Source organism: Thermohahella caldifontis, assembly GCF_041153465.1.
GTDB lineage: Bacteria > Pseudomonadota > Gammaproteobacteria > Pseudomonadales > Oleiphilaceae > Thermohahella > Thermohahella caldifontis.
Window position 1 is genome coordinate 1794611 of the sequence record NZ_CP154858.1, and the last position, 17561, is coordinate 1812171.

A 17561-nucleotide genomic window follows, 5' to 3' on the forward strand; every position below is an offset into this window, starting at 1 on the left:
CCCGCATCCGGTGACAGCCGGGCGGGCCTGAACTCCGTTCGCACGGAAAAGGGACAAATCAATCCAGGAAGGATTCACCCATTCGGGTTAACACCGAAAGGCCGAACCATGATGACAGGCTGTTCACAGATTGAAAACTGTCGCAAACGACACTTTTTAGGTTAAAATTGCCACTATGAAAGATGTCTGCATCCTTGGCTTCGACGGGGCGCTGGCCTCCGCCATCACCGGCATGACCGACCTGCTCAGCATGGCGGGGGTAACTTGGTACGTGCTCCACCGCGAGACGCCGCGACCGGCCTTTCGCGTGCGGCTGCTGAGCCGCGATGCACGCCCCATCCGCTGTGCCCATGGCCTCACGCTCCATGCTGACGGTGACTTCAATGACGCTGCAGGTGCCGACGTGCTGCTGGTGCCCACCATTGCGGCGGACATCCGCACCACCCTGGAAGCCAACCCGGACCTGATCAGCGTGCTGCGCCAGGCCCACCGCCGCAACATCCTGCTGGCCGCCAACTGTACCGGCGTGTTCTTCCTCGCCGAGGCCGGCCTGCTCGACGGACGTGCCGCCACCACCCACTGGGCCTACGCCCAGTCCTTCCGCCGCCGCTATCCGGAGGTGCGCCTGCACCCGGAACAGATGGTCACGGAAGACGGCCCATCCTGTGCTCCGGTGGTGGCGCCGCCTGGAAGGATCTCGGGCTCTACATGACCGAACGCTTTCTGGGCAAGGAGGAAGCGCTGCGGCTTGCCCGTACTTTCGTTCTGGAACAGGCCCACCCCAACGCCATGCCCAGCCTGTCCTGGCGGACACGCCCCTGGCATCAGGACGAGGACATCCTGCGCATTCAGGACTGGCTCGAGCAACATCTCGGCGAACCCATCCGCATGGAGGAGCTGGCACAACGGTTCAACATGAGCACCCGCACCCTCACCCGGCGCTTTCAGAAAGCGGTGGGAGATACCCCGCTGGGCTACCTGCAGACCATCCGGCTCGAACAGGCCAAGGCCATGCTGGTTCAGACCCTTGAGCCCATCAGCCTCATCACCCACAGCGTGGGCTACGAGGATGTGAGTTCCTTTACCAAACTGTTCCGTCGCAAGACCGGGATGACGCCACGGGATTACCGCAGCCAGTTCCAGCGCCGCACCCTGCCGGAATGATGTCCGCCGAGCTGCCTCCCCTGTATTATCTCGACAACCTGCGCACGCTGGTGCGCCATGTGCTCGGCCTGTACGCCGACATCCTCCCGGATGACATGCTCGGACGCAGCGAAGATTTCCTTGCGCTCCCGGACGCGGAAGCCGCATTGCTCACCCGGCTCCTGTGCCGGAAGGGTCCCCTGTTCCGGACGGACAGGCTGCATTACCCGGAAATCGGCGCACTGGAAGACGCGCTGACCGGACTGAGGGAAAAGGGCTGGATTGACCGCCCCGGCCCACCGGAGCGGGACGCCTTGCTGAGCCTGCTCACCCTCCCCGAACTGAGGCAACGGTTTGATGTGCCGGCCGCTGCCCGTACCCGCAGTGCCGTGATCCGGGCACTCTCCGATCTGGATGCGCGCGCGTTGCTGGCGCTCTCCGGTCTGGAGGTCATCGCCCTGAACACGGGTGACTGGCTGGACTGGATGCGTCTGGCCTTTTTCGGCAACCTGTATCAGGACATGACGACTTTCGTGACAGCCCAGCTCGGTGTGCAGCGCTATCCCGGCTACCGGTTGCGCCGTGCCACCCGGCTGTTCAACAGTGCGACGGAAATGGAGGCGGCCATGACACTTCACCGCCTGCGTGAAGCCGTGCCCGATCTGCCGTCGCCGGAAGCACTGAACGCAGCGGTGGCCAGTCTGCCGCCCGATACGGACCACCCCCTGCTGCAACGTCGTCGCCGCAAGGCATTGAACACCCTGGCCCGACGCGCAGAACAACTGGGCGATCCGGTTCTGGCTGAACGGCTGTATCGGGAGTCCGGCCTGCCGCCTGCCCGGGAGCGCCTCGTCCGCCTTGCCTTCCGGGACGGCCGCCTGGAGGAAGCCGAAGCCTTGCTGGAGGCCATCGCCGCTCATCCGGCCAGTGAAACGGAGCTGGCCTTTCGTGAGCGCTTTCTGCCACGACTGCTGAAAAAGCGAGGCCAGCGTGCCGAACCCGAGTGGCAGCCCGAAGCACCGGAAACACTCTGCCTGACACCTCATCCGGATGGTGTGGAAGCGGCAGTGTGCCATCATCTGGCCACACGGGGCATCACGGCCTTTCATGTGGAGAACCGGCTGTTCAATGTCCTCTTCCGCGCACACTTTCATGACGTGCTCTTCGCCGATGTACAGGGTGCCCTGACACATCCCTTTCAGATGGCTCCCCATGACCTGCGCGACCCGGAGTTTCACGCACGGCGACAGCCACAGATCGAACAGGCGTGGCAGGCGCTGTCCGGCCCCGACTGGACGGCACATCTGCAACGGGCCTTGTCCCGCCCGGAATGCGCCTATCTGGAAGACTGGTTACCGGAGGGGCCCGAGGTACTCGCTCTCGCCCTGTCCCGCATACCGGCCGCCCACCTGGCGCTCATTTTCAGGCGCATGCTGCGTGACCCGCACAGCAACTGCAGCGGCCTGCCGGATCTCATCCTGTTCCCGCCTGTGGCCGGTTACACCCTGCTTGAAGTCAAGGGGCCGGGTGACCGGCTGCAGGACAACCAGTGGCGCTGGCTGCGCTACTTTCATCAGCACGGGCTGCCGGCCGGCCATGTCCGGGTGGTGTGGCACACATGACCGCAACCTTCTGTCTCAGTGTTCAGGAAGCGGCCCGGTTGCTGCTGCGAAACGGTGCCGCACATGCGGGACACGGTAGTCATGCACGCATCGGACAGGCGGTTCACCGCCGTCTCCGGGCCCTGTTCCCGGATGCCCGCCGCGAAGTGGTGCTGGCAGCCACCTTGCCGGCAACGGACGTCCGGATAAAGATCCAGGGGCGGGCCGATGTGATTGCCGGTCCGGACAACGCGCCGCTCATTCTGGAATGCAAGAGCTACCGGGGCCAGCAACCTCCGGTGCCCCACCCGCTGGAGACCCTGCAGCTGCAACTGTATGGCGTGCTCTACCGGCTCCGTTACCCGCAGGCACGGGTTTCTCTGAGCCTGTACTACCTGCATGCCGATCACGATACGCCCCATGAGGTCGGTGTGGATGCGGAACCGGTCAACTCCGGACTATTACTGGAAGCGCTCGCCACGGACCTCTGCCCGCTTTTCAGTCACCTGCAGCAGCACCGGCAACACCGGTCACAGGCACTGAGGCGGCTGCCTTTCCCCTGGCCCCGCCTGCGTCCGGGTCAGACTGTCGCCCTGCGCACGCTCTACCGGGGGTATCGTCAGCAGCAGCGATGGCTGTTCCAGGCCCCTACCGGTACCGGAAAGACCCTGGCCGTCCTGTACCCCGCCCTGCGTGCCCTGGCACACCGGCCGGACAGCCGCATTCTGTATCTCAGCGCCCGCCGGGCAACCCGTGCCATGGTGCAGGATACACTGGATCGTTACGGGCAGGGCTGGCCACTGCGGATTCTGGCGCTGGAAGCCCGGACGCGGCTGTGCCGGCAACCGGAGGGGTGCGACTGTCGGGCAGAGACCTGGGCTGCACTGGCAGAGGCCCGCCGTGATGCCCTCAGTCTGCAGGACTGGACGCCAGACGTGCTGTCCGGTATCGCACTCCGGCACCGGGTATGTCCCCATGCTCTGCAACAGGCGCTGGCCCCCTGGGCGGATGTGGTGATCGGTGACTATCACGCTGCCTTCGCCCCTGCCGGCGGTGAGAGCCTGAGGCCCTTTGGCCAGCACACCCTGCTGCTCGTGGATGAAGTCCACAACCTGCATGACCGGCTCTGCGACCACCTGTCCCTGGACATCCCGACCGGCAAGGCGGAAGGCTTCTCCAACCTGCCGCTGGTACGTGCCGCGCGCCGCCATGCCCTTGGAGACTGGCATCCCCTCGCAGAGCTGTCTCAGCGTAGCCGCGAGCGTACACTGGAGCACGTCGGCGCCCTACTCGCTGACCTGCAGCACCAGTGGGAAAGACCGGCAGACCTGTTGCAGGATACCCGACCCGACCAGGCCCGGCTGGAGACGCTCCTGCGCCTCGTCACACTGCTCAGGCAGCCGGAAGACACTTTGGCCTGGTGCCGGGAACCGCACTGTATCCGCCTGCGGGCGCTCGATGCCAGGGCACTGATCCGGAGCCGCCTGGACGAGGCGAGTGCCTGCGTGCTGTTTTCTGCCACCCTGTCCCCCCTGCCAGTCTGGCAGGATCTGTTTGACGTGCCGGACGCTCATACGCTGACACTACCCTCTCCCTTCCCCGAGTCACACCGCCGCGTGATCACGGTGACCGGCATTGATCTGCGCCAGCGTACCCGCACCCACAGCCTCGGGCCGGTGGCCCATCTTGCCGCCCGGATATGGCTCGCGCGCCCCGGCAACTATCTGATCTTCACCCCCACCCACCGCTACGCCCGACAACTGCTTGAAATCCTGACCGCCCTCTATCCGGATCTGCCCGTTCAGGTGGCAGGGGACGCGGAAGCCGACCACGCGCTGATGCGGCGGCTGGCCAGAGACCCACAGACCGGGCTGGTGCTGACCGCTCTGTCGGGGCGCTGGTGTGAAGGGATTGATCTGCGTGGCGAAGCGCTTGTAGGGGTGGTGGTTCTGGGCACCGGCATGCCGCCCTGGGATGACTTTCAGCGACTGAAGGCGGAAAGGCTGTCCCGGCAGGGACTCGACGGTCACCTGCATGGCTTTGTCTATCCCGGATGGATGCGGGTGCTGCAGGCAGCCGGTCGGGTCATCCGCAGCCAGAGCGACCGCGGCGTGATCATTCTGGTGGACCAGCGCTGGTCTCAGCCCCCCTGGCGCGCACTGCTGGAAGCGACCTTTCCACAGATCCATGACAGCCGAACGCCCCGGCATCTGGAGGCGATACTGGGGCGCTTCTGGACAGATGTCAGACGCTGATCAGGGCAGCATGAATCCGCGAATGGCATAGAAGGCGATCGCCGCAATCACGGCCGTGGCCGGCACCGTAATGACCCACGCGGCCGCAATTTTCCAGAGATGCGAGCGCGTCACCAGCTTTTCCTTGTACACCTTCTTGAGCCGCTTGCGCTCCGGTTTGGTCAGCGGCATTTCCTTCTTGTGCTTCTTCGCCCAATCCAGCATCTGTTTCATTTCGTCCACGGAGGCACCACGGAATTCCTTCAGGAACTTCTCGATCCGCTCCCGCTCCGCCTCGTCATGTTGCTCGGCAATCTTGTGCAGCTCGGACGCATAGCTGGTCTTGAGGATCTCTCTCAGAAAGCCCACACCAAACACGGCGCCCACGGCAATGTGCGTGGTGCTGACCGGCAGGCCAAGCTGGGACGCCAGAATCACCGTCATGGCCGCCGCCAGCGAAATGCAGAAGGCCCGGGTCTTGTCCAGCTCGGTGATTTCGCTGCCCACGGTACGGATGACCCGCGGCCCGTAGAGCAGCAGACCAATAGAAATGCCCACCGCACCCACCATCATGACCCAGGTGGGAATCGCCGCCTTGGTATGGATCACGCCGTGCTCCAGTGCATCCGTAATGGCGGCCAGAGGTCCGACCGCGTTGGCCACATCGTTGGCACCATGGGCAAAACTGAGGAAAGCAGCTGCCAGAATCAGCGGCCAGGTGAACAGATCACTGACACTCTCTCGGTTGTTGTCCATATCCCGGGACTGGCGGGCAACCCGCGCCTTCACAAACAGCCAGGCAACCACAGCCACCCCGAAACCGATGATCGCCGCCTGCCCGAAGGGCACCTTGTACAGGTGCTTGAGCCCCTTGATGATCAGGTAAGTACTGAAGGCCCAGATCATCAGGCCTATCCAGAGTGGGACCCAGCGTCGGGCGGCATGAATGCGGTCCGGCTGAAAGAGCACGGTCTTTTTGATTGCAAACAGAAACGTGGCCGCCAGCGCTCCACCCAACGCCGGGGAGATCACCCAGCTGGCGGCAATCTTGCCCATGGTGCCCCAATGAGCCACCTCCATACCGCCTGCGGCAATGCCGGCCCCCAGCACACCGCCGACAATGGAATGTGTGGTAGATACCGGCGCACCCACGGCCGTGGCCAGGTTGAGCCAGATGCCGCCGGCAAGCAGTGCCGCCATCATCAGCCAGACGAAGGTGCTGGTATCCGCCACCAGTTGCGGATCAATGATCCCCTTCTTGATGGTGCTGACCACATTGCCCCCGGCAATCAGTGCACCGCTGGCCTCGAAGATGGCCGCAATCATCAGTGCACCCAGCAGTGTAACGGCCCTGGCACCGACAATGGGGCCGACGTTGTTGGCCACATCATTGGCCCCGATGTTCAGCGCCATGTAGCCGCCGATGACCGCAGCGGCGACCAGCATGCCCCCTCCCTGGAGCGAGCCCAGGTGGCTCGTGGCGTACAGGAACACAATCAACAGAAACAGCAGCGCAGCACCCAGACGGGCAATGTCCTGCTGACCGACAGCGGTGGCTTTTTCCACCTGATCGATATTGGAAATATCCATGCTGACCTCAAGGGAGTTTGAAACCGCGCGAACTTTACCACAACCGCAAGGAACCTGCGAGAATCGGAGGGTCAGGGACTGTCAAACCGAACCATTTCATGCACACGATTCGGACTGGACGGGCACATCGTGTGCCCGCCCGTCAGCACAATCGAAGTCAGGCCTCTGCCGGCCGGCGCTCCCGATGGCTCAAATACAGATACATGGCCGGCACAACAAAAAGCGTGAACAGTGTGCCGATGGAGAGCCCCGCGGCAATCACCAGCCCGATGTCGAAGCGGCTGGCGGCTCCGGCACCGGTGGCCAGCAACAGCGGGATCACCCCCACCACCATGGCCGCCGTCGTCATGAGGATGGCGCGCAGGCGCATGCCGGCCGCATGCTCAATCGCCTCGCGGCGGCCCATGCCCTGTTCGCGCAGCTGGTTGGCGAAGGACACCATGAGAATGCCGTGCTTGGAGATCAGTCCGATGAGCGTCACCAGGCCAATCTGCGTGTAGATGTTGAGGGAGGTCACGCCCAGCGCAATCGGCAACAGTGCCCCGACCAGAGACAGCGGGACGCTGACCAGGATGATGAACGGGTCGCGGAAGCTCTCGAACTGAGCCGCCAGCACCAGATAGATCAGGATCAGCGCCAGCACGAAGGTCATCACCAGATCACTGCCCTCCTGCTTGAACTGCCGGGACTGACCCGCATAATCCAGCCGGATGTCCGCCGGCAGGCGCTCGCGTGCCGTCTGCTCAAAGAATGCCAGTGCATCCCCCAGGCTCACCCCTGGGCGCATCACGCCCTCGATCACCATCGCATTCATCTGCTGGAACTGGCCCCGGGCATTGGGTTCCACCCCTTCCACCACGCGTCCGATTGTGGACAGGGGCAGCATCTCGCCGGCAGCCGAGCGCACATAGATCCGCGTCAGGATATCCGGTGTCAGGCGGGCCTGGCGCTCCATCTGCGGGATGACCTTGTAGCTGCGTCCTTCCACGCTGTATCGGGTCACGTAACCACCGCTGAGTGACGTGGCCAGCGCGCGGCCGATATCCGCCATGCTGATGCCCAGCTCGGCGGCACGGGCCCGGTCAATTTCCAGTCGGGCATTCGGCTTGTTGAACTTCAGGTCCGCATTGATAAAGAAGAACTTGCCGCTCTTGCGCGCCGCATCCATCAGTTCCTCGCCCATCTCGTACAGCGTTTCGTACGGGCGCGCGGCCGTCAGCACCACCTGAAGCGGCAGCCCGGTTGCACCGGGCAGTGTCGGCAGGTTGAAGGAAACCGTCCGCAGGCCGGCGATCTGCCCCATCTGCCCCTGCATCTGAGGCACCAGTTGCATCTGGGTCTGGCTGCGCTCGGACCAGGGCTTCAGAATCACGCCGGACATGGTGGTGTTGACACTGCCGTTGGCCCCCACCACGATGAAGTAATCCGAGCGGCCCTCGAACTGGTCGAAGATGGCCATCATCTGGTCCACATACGCCTGCGAGTACTCGATGGTGGCATTTTCCGGCGCAGTGGAAATGCTGAACACCACGCCCTGATCTTCCGGTCGGGCCAGCTCCTTCTTGCTGAACAGGTAGAGCCCGGCACAGCTGACCAGAATCACCACAACCACCACCAGGGTCACAGGCCGGTAATCGAGACTACCATGCAGACGGCTCTCGTAAGCCTTGCGCAGCGACTCAAAACGCGCATCCAGCCAGCTGGCCAGCCGCCCCTGTTGCGGTGTGAGCAGCCTGGAGCTCATCATGGGCGACAGGGTCAGGGCGATGACCCCCGAAATGATGACCGCACCGGCCAGCGTGAAGGCAAACTCCTTGAACAGACCACCGGTCAGGCCGCCCATGAAGCCGATGGGCGCATACACGGTTGCCAGCGTCAGTGTCATGGCCACTACCGGGCCGGCAATTTCGCGCGCCCCCTGAATGGCGGCCTGAAAGGGTGTAAGTCCTTCCTCGATATGTCGGTGAATGTTCTCGACCACCACAATGGCGTCGTCCACCACCAGGCCAATGGCCAGCACCATGGCCAAAAGCGTCAGCAGGTTGATGGAGTAGCCCAGCATGAGCAGGAAGAGACAGACCCCCACCAGCGACAGCGGAATGGTCACCACGGGCACCAGTACCGACCGCACCGAGCCCAGGAAAAGAAAAATCACGAAAATCACGATCACCGTGGCTTCACCCACGGTCTTGATGACCTCGTTGATGGAGTCGCGGATAAAGCGCGTGGCGTCATAGGCCACCTTCATGTTCAGCGCGGACGGCAACTGACGGCGGATATCCGGCAGACGCGCATAGACGGCATCGATCACGTCCAGCGGATTGGCGGAAGGCAGAGCATTGATGGCCATGAACACGGCGCGCTGACCGTTGAAATACACGGCCGAGTCCTCGCTTTCCGCGCCCAGTTCCACACTGGCCACATCCTCCAGGCGCACCAGAGTGCCCTGATCGCGCTTCACCACCAGGCGCCGGAATTCGGCCAGATCATGCAGGTCCGTATCGGCGGAAAGGTTGATGGCAATGTACTGCCCCTTGCTCTGCCCCGCAGCCGAGAGGAAGCTGTTGCTGCCCACCGCCGCTGCCACGTCCTGGGGTGTCAACCCAAAGGCGGCCAGTTTCTGCGGATTGAGCCATATACGCATGGCAAAGGTCTTGGCCCCCAGCAATTGCGCTTCGGAAACGCCCTCTGTGGTTTCCAGCAAGGGTTGAACTACGCGCTTGAGGTAATCGGTGATCTGGGCCTCGCTCATGGCATCGCTGTAGAAGCTGAGATAGAGCAGTGCCGTGGTCTGTGCGGCCTGCTTGGCGATCACGGGTTCCTCGGCTTCTTCGGGCAGCTGCTGGCGCACCTCGGCCACTTTCGACAGCACTTCCGTCATGGCCGTGTCCGAGTTCTGGCCCAGTTTCAGATGCACCTCCACCACGCTGACGCTCTGCTTGCTGGTGGATTTCAGATAATCCACCCCCTCTGTCGAGGCCACGGCCTGCTGGATGGGCGAGGTGATGAAGCCGGCGACCAGGTCGGAGCTGGCACCCGGATACGCCGTGGTAATGGTGATGACGGCACTTTCCAGCTCCGGATACTGCCGCACCTGCATGGACTTGATGGCGTTGAGGCCGAGCAGCAGAATCACCAGGCTGACCACCGAGGCCAGCACCGGCCGGCGAATAAAGATGTCGGTAAAGTGCATTACTGACCTCCGGTCGCCAGGCTCACGCGGTTGTCGATCTTCACGGGTGTCCCGTTCTGCAGTTTCAGTTGACCGGCCGTGACCACGGTTTCACCGGGCCTGAGGCCGTCGAGGATGCGGATCATGCCATCCTGAACTGCGCCCGTCTTCACGTAGCGCCGTTCCACCGTGGGCGGCTCACCTTCGCTTGCCGGCTTCTGCACCACAAAGGCAACATTCCCGTAGAGATGGGTTTCAACGGCCGTCTGAGGCACTACCACCACGTTTTCAGGCGCGCCGACCAGCACCTTGAGCGTGGCGAACATGCCCGGTACCAATGTCAGCCCGGGGTTCGCAAAGGTTGCACGCACCTTCAGGTTCCGGGAGGCGTCACTGATACGCGCATCCAGTGCACTCACCTGGCCCCGAAAAACCTGATCCGGGAGGGCCGCCATGCGGGCCTCCACCGTCAGGCCGGGGTGAATGCGACCGGCCCAGTGTTCGGGCACGCTGAAATCCACGTACACGCGTTCGCGGCCCAGCAGCGTGGCGATGGGTGTCCCTGGCTGGAGATACTGACCGGGCGACACCTTGCGGATGCCGATTTCACCATCAAAGGGGGCACGCAAGGTTTTTTTGGCGATCCGGGCCTTCTGAGCGGCCACGTTGGCCTCGGCACTCGCCAGGTTGGCCCGGCTGGTTTCAAAGTCCAGCGAACTGGCCACCTTGCGTTCACGCAGCTTCAGGTCGCGCTCATAATTGGCACGGGCCAGGGCCAGTGCGGCTTCCAGCCCGCGCAGCACCGCCTCATCCTCGGTCGTGTCGAGTTCCACCAGCACATCACCGGCACGAACCCGCTGACCAGATTCAAAACGGATCGCACGAATGACACCGGGAACCTCCGTCGTCAGCGCCACCTCATGTTCCGCCTTCACCGTCCCCACGCTCTCGACGAAGGGTTGCCATTGCGCCGTGCTCACCTCCGTGGCGGACACCACCACAGGTGGCGGCTTCATGCTGGCAAAGTACTGTGCCATCATCTGTGGCCGCACCACCCCCAGAAAATAAAATGTGCCGCCAAACACGGCTCCCAGCACCACAATGGCGATGGCCATCCGCTTCCACATGGTCAGTCCTCTCTCCTCAGCCGGTATTCGTCAGTCACGAGCCCACGCCAGGCCACCTCAAAGGACTGGCGTATGGCCTCTTCATCCACGGTTGTCTTGCCGCCCATCTGCCACTTGACCAGATTGATCATGGGCATGAACAGGCAGGCACTGATCACTTCCTTGGTCAGTGGACGAAGCACCCCGTCATCCATCAGGCGACGGTAATAACGGTGCAGGAATTCAAAAAAATCCATGACCTGCTCTCGGGACGCCTCCGTAATCACCGGGTTGTTGCCGAACTGTTCGACAAACAGGAAGTCTTCGGGCTGCTCCCGAAGGTAGGTCCACATGGCCCGCCACACCTCATAGAGCGCTGCCCTGGGTGGGCGGGTGTCATCCAGGGCCGCGCGCAGACTGGCGCTCATCCGGTAGTAGATGCCGATGAACAGCTTGTTGAGCATGTCATCCTTGTTCTCGAAGTGCACGTACAGGGTAGCCGGTGACACTCCGGCTGCCGCGGCAATGCGTGCCACCGAGGCACCGGCCAACCCGCGCTCGTTGATCACGTGGATCGCCGCCCGGAAAATACGGATACGTTTGTCATCATCTTTGGTTCGCATGGGCTGCATGTTAAACGAATGAACATTCATTTAAAACACGATTGCGGCAAATGCGTATCCGTCGCGCATGTGACGTATCCGGGACAGCCGGCATCCAAATGCACTACACTGAATCAGACCCCGTTACCCTGTGGAACAAGGAACACCTCATGAAAGTCGCCATTCTCAGCCGAAATGCCAAACTCTACTCCACCCGCCGACTGAAGGAAGAAGGACAGGCCCGCGGGCACGAAGTCCACGTGATCGATACGCTGCGCTGTTACATGAACATTTCCTCCGGACGCCCGTCGATCCACTACAAGGGCGAGGATCTGCAGGGCTTTGATGCCGTCATTCCCCGGATCGGTGCCTCCATTACCTTTTACGGCACCGCCGTGCTGCGCCAGTTCGAAATGATGGGGGTCACCCCGCTCAACGAATCCGTGGCCATCACCCGGTCACGCGACAAGCTGCGCAGTCTGCAGCTCCTGTCACGCAAGGGCGTCGGCCTGCCGGTGACCGGTTTTGCCCACTCGCCTGACGACATCAATGACCTGATCGAGATGGTCGGCGGTGCCCCGCTGGTCATCAAGTTGCTGGAGGGTACCCAGGGCATCGGTGTGGTGCTGGCCGAAACCCGAAAGGCGGCAGAAAGCGTCATCGAAGCCTTCATGGGGCTGAAGGCCAACATCCTTGTCCAGGAATTCATCAAGGAAGCCGGCGGAGCGGATATCCGCTGTCTGGTGGTCGGCGACAAGGTGGTGGCCGCCATGAAGCGGCAGGCCCAGGCCGGTGAGTTCCGCTCCAATCTCCACCGGGGCGGCAGCGCCCAGATCATCCGCATCACGCCGGAGGAGCGCTCCACTGCCGTGCGCGCGGCAAAAATCATGGGCCTGAACGTGGCAGGCGTGGATATCCTGCGATCCAATCATGGCCCGGTAGTCATGGAGGTCAACTCCTCCCCCGGACTGGAAGGCATCGAATCGGCCACCGGCAAGAACGTTGCTGCGCTTATCTACGCGCACCTGGAAAAGGCCATCCAGTCACCAGGCAAAAGCACCCGCACACGAGGCAAGGGCTGACCATGACAGACACCGTGAAGCAACGCCCCTTTACCCTCATGGGCGAAACCATTCGCCCCGGCGAGACCCGCACGCTCAATCCACAGATCGGGCGGCTGCTGGGCCATGATGCCGTGACCATGCCGATCACGGTAGTGCACGGCCGCAAGCCCGGCCCGCGTTTGCTGCTGACCGCAGCCATTCATGGCGATGAACTCAACGGGATCGAAATCATCCGTCGGGTACTGAACGCCCGCTGGATTCGCCCCCTGCACGGTACCGTGGTCGCCATCCCCATGGTCAACATTTTCGGCGTACTTCAGCGCAGCCGTTACCTGCCTGACCGGCGTGATCTGAACCGCTCCTTTCCCGGATCCGAAAAGGGTTCGCTGGCGGCTCGCATGGCCCACTTGTTAACACACCACATCCTGCCGTGCGTGGATGTGGCCATTGACCTGCACACGGGCGCGATCCACCGTTCCAACCTGCCCCAGATCCGAGTCCACCTGGAAAACGCGCGTGCCGCGGCCATGGCCCGCGCATTCGGCGCGCCGGTCATGCTCAATGCCGAAATTCGCGACGGCTCCCTGCGTGGTGCCGGTGATGATCTGGGCATTGCCATCATCACCTACGAGGCTGGCGAAGCCCTTCGGTTTGATGAAACCGCCATCGTGGCAGGTGTTCAGGGTATACGCAACGTCATGACTGACCTTGGCATGATCCGAAAGCGCACCCACAAGCCAGCCATCGAGCCCGCCCTGGCGCATGCCTCCACCTGGGTACGCGCACCGGCAGACGGTTTCTTTCGTCCGCATGTACAGCTCGGAGACCGGGTGCGCAAGGGGGACGTGATCGGCTATGTCTCGGGGCCGCTGGAGAGCACGGGAGAACCCGTTACTGCAGTGGCGACCGGACTGGTCATCGGCATGAACAACTTGCCCCAGGTGTACGAGGGGGAAGCACTGTACCACATTGCACGCTTTGAAAGCGTCCGCGAGGCAGAGCAGACCGTGGACACCTTCCATGCACAACTGGAAGAGCCGAACCTGGACAACTGACGATGCCTGTGGACCAGCCGCTCAGCCTGTTTTCAGCCAGGCCTTGACCAACCGATCGCCCGGCTCATCGCCGAGCATTGCCTGATATCGCAGGATATCGGGCACGGTCTGCACCTCGATGACCAGCGGACCGCGTGCCGCGCGGATCCAGCTGACTGCCGCAAAGTCAAGTCCGAGACCCTTGACCGCGGAAAGCACCAGCTCCCGCTCCGCTTTCGCGGTCCTGACGGCGTTCCATCCGGTTCGGTTTGCCTGCCTGTTCCCCACATCATACTCACTGTATTCGGTGGGCCGGCCGAGGGTTGCCAAAACCCGGCCGCCCGCCACCAGTGATTCATACACCTGACCATCCGTGTCAGGCACATACTCCTGGATCAGAACCTGGGCATCCAGCCCCACAAACGCTTCTACCACGCTCTCCGCCGCCTTGCGGGTTTCCGCCAGGACAGAGGACTGAATCTGGCCATCCTTGAGAATCTTGATCACAATGGGTGCGCCCCCAACCATGCTGATCAGGTCGTTGACGTCATCCGGCTTGTGCGCAAATCCGGTTGCCGGCATGCCCACGCCCTTGCGGGCCAGTAACTGCAGGGACCGCAGCCGGTCCCGTGCACGAACCAGCGCCGTGGACTCGTTGACCGTCTGCACACCCGCCATCTCGAACTGGCGCAACACGGCCGCGCCGTAAAAGGTGTAGCCCTTGCCAAAGAGGGGTACGGCCAGATCCACACCGCTCACATCTTCGCCCCCGCGACGCACGACAGGATGATGCGTGGCAATGCGCATGTAGCAGCGCAGCACATCGAGCACAACCGCCTCATGTCCCAGGGTTTCAATTCGGGATTTGAGATAACGTGTCTCTTCCCGGGGCCGGGAATGACAAAGCAACGCAATATTCACACCTGTGGCTCTCCCTGAACATACGACAAATCGGGACGAACCAGCAACTGACCGGCCATGGCACGGCGTCCCAGCAACATCCGGAAGCGCATGGAATCCCGGTTGGTCAGTGTCAGCTCGATGGTTTTTCGCATCCTTCCCAGCACCATTTCGGTTTCAATGACATAACGGTTTTCACGATGCCCGCCCGAATCGGAGACAAGGCGCTGATCCTTGACCGGTGCCTCACACACGACTACGGTTTCCACATCACCCTGAATCGGGTGCACCCAGAAGCGCACCCATTCACGTCCCCCGCGCTCGAAACTCTCCAGCTCAAAGGCGTGCAGGCACGACGTCTTCGCGCCCGTATCCACCTTGGCCTTGATGTGCGGCAGGCCCAACTCCGGCAAGGCCACCCACTCACGCCAGCCCACGGTTTCCAGTTCAGTCATCATCGTTTCCCGGTTGTTTAGCCTTGAGTATACCTTATCCGGCCGGACCTGCCCCCTCCCGGAATACGAACCAGGCCGCCAGCAGCAGACAGACACCCGCGGCAGCATAGTTCCAGGTGACCCTGGCCTTCATGTAAAACACCGCAAAGGGAATGAACACCAGCAGGGCGATAACTTCCTGAGTGATCTTGAGCTGTTCGAGCGTGAAATGCTGATGGCCAATCCGGTTGGCCGGCACCTGAATGAGATACTCAAAAAAGGCGATTCCCCAGCTGACCAGTGCGGCCAGAAACCAGGGTTTCCCATTCATGTCTTTCAGATGCGCATACCATGCAAAGGTCATGAACGTATTGCTGACCATCAATCCTGCAAAAAAAGCCCAGGCACCCATATCTGTTCTCCTCCGAAAACTGGACGCAATAGTGTACGATACGCGGCATTCCCGCAATGGTCCGGAGTACGTATGCTGTCTGGTCACCTCTGGCTGCTGCATGGCCAGCTCCAGCGCCCCGACGTCTGGTCTGCCCTGTTGTTCCCACCCGGTTGGCGTACCCATCCGGTGGACCTGTGGTCAAGACCCTGGCAGGGATTTGATGACCTTTCCGAATGGCTGGCGGAAGCCGTATCTGACGCCGGGGCCGGGCCCCATGTGCTGCTGGGCTATTCCATGGGCGGACGCCTGGCCCTCCATGCGCTGACCCGCCAGCCGGAACGGTGGCAGGCAGCCGTGATTGTTGCTGCGCATCCCGGTCCGGAATCCGGCCGCGACCGCGAACAGGCCGCCCGTTTCGATACTCACTGGGCCAACCGCTTTCGCCATGAACCGCCGGACGCCGTGCTGGACGACTGGTACCGGCTTCCGGTCTTTGCCGGGCGACCACCGGCACATCGTTTCGCGCTGAAGGACACCCCGGCCGAACGAGTAGCCGCCATGTTCGAGGTGTTCTCCAAGGCGCGCCAGCCCTGGCTACTGCCTGCACTCGGGCGCCTGAGACTGCCAATCCATTACATCACCGGCAGCCTCGACCGTCCCTATACCGACTGGGGCAAACGACTTGGCCACGCTCTCCCCACACTGACACATCATGTGATTCCGGATGCCGGTCACCGGGTGCCCTGGGAACAGCCTCAGCGCTTCATGACCTGCCTGACCACCATTCTCGAGGGCATCCCCCTCTAATTGCGGCTGCGGTAGGGCGGCAACGAGACATTGTTGACGGGGTTGTCCGGATGCTCACCATCGCTGACCGTCACAGCCGTCGCCACCCGGACGGCCTTATCCCGCGCCGCCTCCAGGGTATCCCCCGAGCCAGCCCCACGCCCATCCGGCGCTTGCCGCGGACCTCCGGCTTGCCGAACAGACGCAGATGCGTGTCCGGCTCGGCCAGGGCCTGCTCCAGCCCGCCATATACCAGGTTATCGCTCTGCCCCTCCACCAGCAGGGCACAGGATGCTGAAGGGCCGAACTGCCGGATCACGGGAATGGGCAGCCCCAGAATGGCCCGCGCATGCAGGGCAAACTCGGACAGATCCTGAGAGACCAGCGTCACCAGCCCCGTATCATGGGGGCGGGGACTGACCTCGGAAAACAGCGCCTTGTCCCCATGGATGAACAACTCCACACCGAAAATGCCGTAACCGCCCAATGCCTCGGTGATGGCCCCGGCAATGCGCCGGGCATCAGCCAGTGCCGCCTCGCTCATGGGCTGAGGCTGGTATGACTCGCGATAGTCGCCATCGACCTGGACATGCCCGATGGGATCACAGAACGCAGTACCCGATACGGAGCGGACGGTCAACAGGGTGATTTCGTAATCAAAATCCACAAAGCCTTCCACGATGACCCGGCCCTTGCCTGCCCGTCCCCCTTCCTGGGCATAACGCCAGGCACGATCCAGATCCGCCTCCGAGTGCACCACGCTCTGCCCCTTTCCCGAACTGCTCATGATGGGCTTGACCACGCAGGGCAACCCCAGCTCGGCCACCGCGGCCCGGAACGCCGCTTCCGTGTCCGCAAAGCGATAGGGGCTGGTGGGCAGTCCCAGTTCTTCAGCGGCAAGCCGCCGGATCCCCTCCCGGTTCATGGTCAGCCGGGCTGCACGAGCCGTGGGGACGACAGTAAAGCCCTCCTGCTCCAGCTCAAGCAGGGTATCGGTAGCGATGGCCTCGATCTCGGGCACGATGAGGTGCGGCCGTTCGGCCTCCACCACCCGGCGCAGCGCAGCACCGTCAAGCATGTCAATTACATGGCTGCGATGTGCCACCTGCATGGCCGGCGCGTTGGCGTAGCGGTCAACGGCGATGACCTCACAGCCGAAACGCTGCAGCTCGATCACCACTTCCTTGCCCAGTTCACCGCTGCCCAACAGCAGGACGCGGGTGGCTGAAGACGTCAGGGGGGTTCCGGGGTTCATGTGTCTTCCTCATTCAGATGTCAGCGCAGAGGATAGTCGTTCGGCGGACTTCGGACAATACGAAAGCCCATGTGCCCGGAACGCTTCAGTCCTCTGACCAGGTTGCAGCGCGCCGTTTTCCAAGGTCACTTACATTTCAAAAATTGGAACGTTTTTCGCGATTATTTCTGATTTATGTTCGTACGGGCCGACCCCATACTGGTGCCTACACAGCCGAACCACACCATGTTTCATCAGGAGGTTGCC

14 protein-coding genes and 1 pseudogene are annotated in these 17561 nt (G+C 62.5%); 7 read left to right on the forward strand and 8 right to left on the reverse strand.

Features of this window, described 5'->3' with window-relative positions; genetic code table 11:
* Nucleotides 1-175: 175 nt before the first annotated feature.
* Genes AAIA72_RS08730 through AAIA72_RS08745 form a run of 4 tightly spaced genes read left to right on the forward strand, consistent with a single transcriptional unit; the run spans nucleotide 176 to nucleotide 4999 of the window.
* Nucleotides 176-712 (forward strand): DJ-1/PfpI family protein, encoded by a 537-nt coding sequence (locus AAIA72_RS08730; protein WP_369599938.1) that lies wholly within the window; start codon nucleotides 176-178, stop codon nucleotides 710-712.
* A complete protein-coding gene (locus tag AAIA72_RS08735) occupies nucleotides 709-1164 on the forward strand; it encodes a GlxA family transcriptional regulator (protein ID WP_369599939.1) in 456 nt (151 codons plus the stop codon). Before AAIA72_RS08730 ends, AAIA72_RS08735 begins: the two co-directional genes overlap by 4 nt.
* Entirely contained in the window at nucleotides 1161-2765 is a 1605-nt protein-coding gene (locus AAIA72_RS08740) for a VRR-NUC domain-containing protein (RefSeq protein ID WP_369599940.1), read from the forward strand. Before AAIA72_RS08735 ends, AAIA72_RS08740 begins: the two co-directional genes overlap by 4 nt.
* Nucleotides 2762-4999: a helicase C-terminal domain-containing protein gene (locus AAIA72_RS08745; protein ID WP_369599941.1), complete on the forward strand. Its 2238-nt coding sequence runs from the start codon at nucleotides 2762-2764 to the stop codon at nucleotides 4997-4999. The genes AAIA72_RS08740 and AAIA72_RS08745 overlap by 4 nt, the downstream gene beginning before the upstream one ends.
* Here the strand turns inward: AAIA72_RS08745 and AAIA72_RS08750 are convergent, their stop codons facing one another.
* The 4 genes from AAIA72_RS08750 to AAIA72_RS08765 form a co-directional block, all read right to left on the reverse strand.
* A complete protein-coding gene (locus AAIA72_RS08750; protein ID WP_369599942.1) occupies nucleotides 5000-6568 on the reverse strand; it encodes an inorganic phosphate transporter in 1569 nt (522 codons plus the stop codon).
* A gap of 157 nt (nucleotides 6569-6725) precedes the next feature.
* Nucleotides 6726-9761 (reverse strand): efflux RND transporter permease subunit, encoded by a 3036-nt coding sequence (locus AAIA72_RS08755; protein WP_369599943.1) that lies wholly within the window; start codon nucleotides 9759-9761, stop codon nucleotides 6726-6728.
* Nucleotides 9761-10867: an efflux RND transporter periplasmic adaptor subunit gene (locus AAIA72_RS08760; RefSeq protein WP_369599944.1), complete on the reverse strand. Its 1107-nt coding sequence runs from the start codon at nucleotides 10865-10867 to the stop codon at nucleotides 9761-9763. The genes AAIA72_RS08755 and AAIA72_RS08760 overlap by 1 nt, the downstream gene beginning before the upstream one ends.
* Nucleotides 10868-10869: 2 nt before the next feature.
* Nucleotides 10870-11469: a TetR/AcrR family transcriptional regulator gene (locus AAIA72_RS08765; protein WP_369599945.1), complete on the reverse strand. Its 600-nt coding sequence runs from the start codon at nucleotides 11467-11469 to the stop codon at nucleotides 10870-10872.
* A 149-nt stretch (nucleotides 11470-11618) separates the two neighbouring features.
* Here AAIA72_RS08765 and rimK point away from each other — a divergent pair, with 149 nt between their 5' ends.
* On the forward strand, nucleotides 11619-12530 hold the full coding sequence (rimK, locus tag AAIA72_RS08770) for a 30S ribosomal protein S6--L-glutamate ligase (protein ID WP_369599946.1): 912 nt from the start codon (nucleotides 11619-11621) through the stop codon (nucleotides 12528-12530).
* 2 nt (nucleotides 12531-12532) lie between these two features.
* Nucleotides 12533-13567, forward strand: a complete 1035-nt coding sequence (locus AAIA72_RS08775; RefSeq protein WP_369599947.1) for a succinylglutamate desuccinylase/aspartoacylase family protein — start codon at nucleotides 12533-12535, stop codon at nucleotides 13565-13567.
* A 21-nt stretch (nucleotides 13568-13588) separates the two neighbouring features.
* Here AAIA72_RS08775 and AAIA72_RS08780 read toward each other — a convergent pair whose 3' ends face one another.
* Genes AAIA72_RS08780 through AAIA72_RS08790 form a run of 3 tightly spaced genes read right to left on the reverse strand, consistent with a single transcriptional unit; the run spans nucleotide 13589 to nucleotide 15292 of the window.
* The gene (locus AAIA72_RS08780; RefSeq protein ID WP_369599948.1) at nucleotides 13589-14467 is read right to left on the reverse strand and encodes a 30S ribosomal protein S6--L-glutamate ligase; all 879 of its coding nucleotides are present in this window, start codon (nucleotides 14465-14467) and stop codon (nucleotides 13589-13591) included.
* A complete protein-coding gene (locus AAIA72_RS08785) occupies nucleotides 14464-14901 on the reverse strand; it encodes an ATP-dependent zinc protease (RefSeq protein WP_369599949.1) in 438 nt (145 codons plus the stop codon). The genes AAIA72_RS08780 and AAIA72_RS08785 overlap by 4 nt, the downstream gene beginning before the upstream one ends.
* A gap of 34 nt (nucleotides 14902-14935) precedes the next feature.
* Nucleotides 14936-15292: a DMT family protein gene (locus AAIA72_RS08790; protein ID WP_369599950.1), complete on the reverse strand. Its 357-nt coding sequence runs from the start codon at nucleotides 15290-15292 to the stop codon at nucleotides 14936-14938.
* 72 nt (nucleotides 15293-15364) lie between these two features.
* Between AAIA72_RS08790 and AAIA72_RS08795 the strand changes: the two genes are divergently transcribed.
* Nucleotides 15365-16081: an alpha/beta fold hydrolase gene (locus tag AAIA72_RS08795; RefSeq protein WP_369599951.1), complete on the forward strand. Its 717-nt coding sequence runs from the start codon at nucleotides 15365-15367 to the stop codon at nucleotides 16079-16081.
* Here AAIA72_RS08795 and purT read toward each other — a convergent pair.
* Nucleotides 16078-17315, reverse strand: a pseudogene (purT, locus tag AAIA72_RS08800) (formate-dependent phosphoribosylglycinamide formyltransferase). The gene AAIA72_RS08795 and the pseudogene purT overlap by 4 nt on opposite strands.
* Nucleotides 17316-17561: the final 246 nt, after the last annotated feature.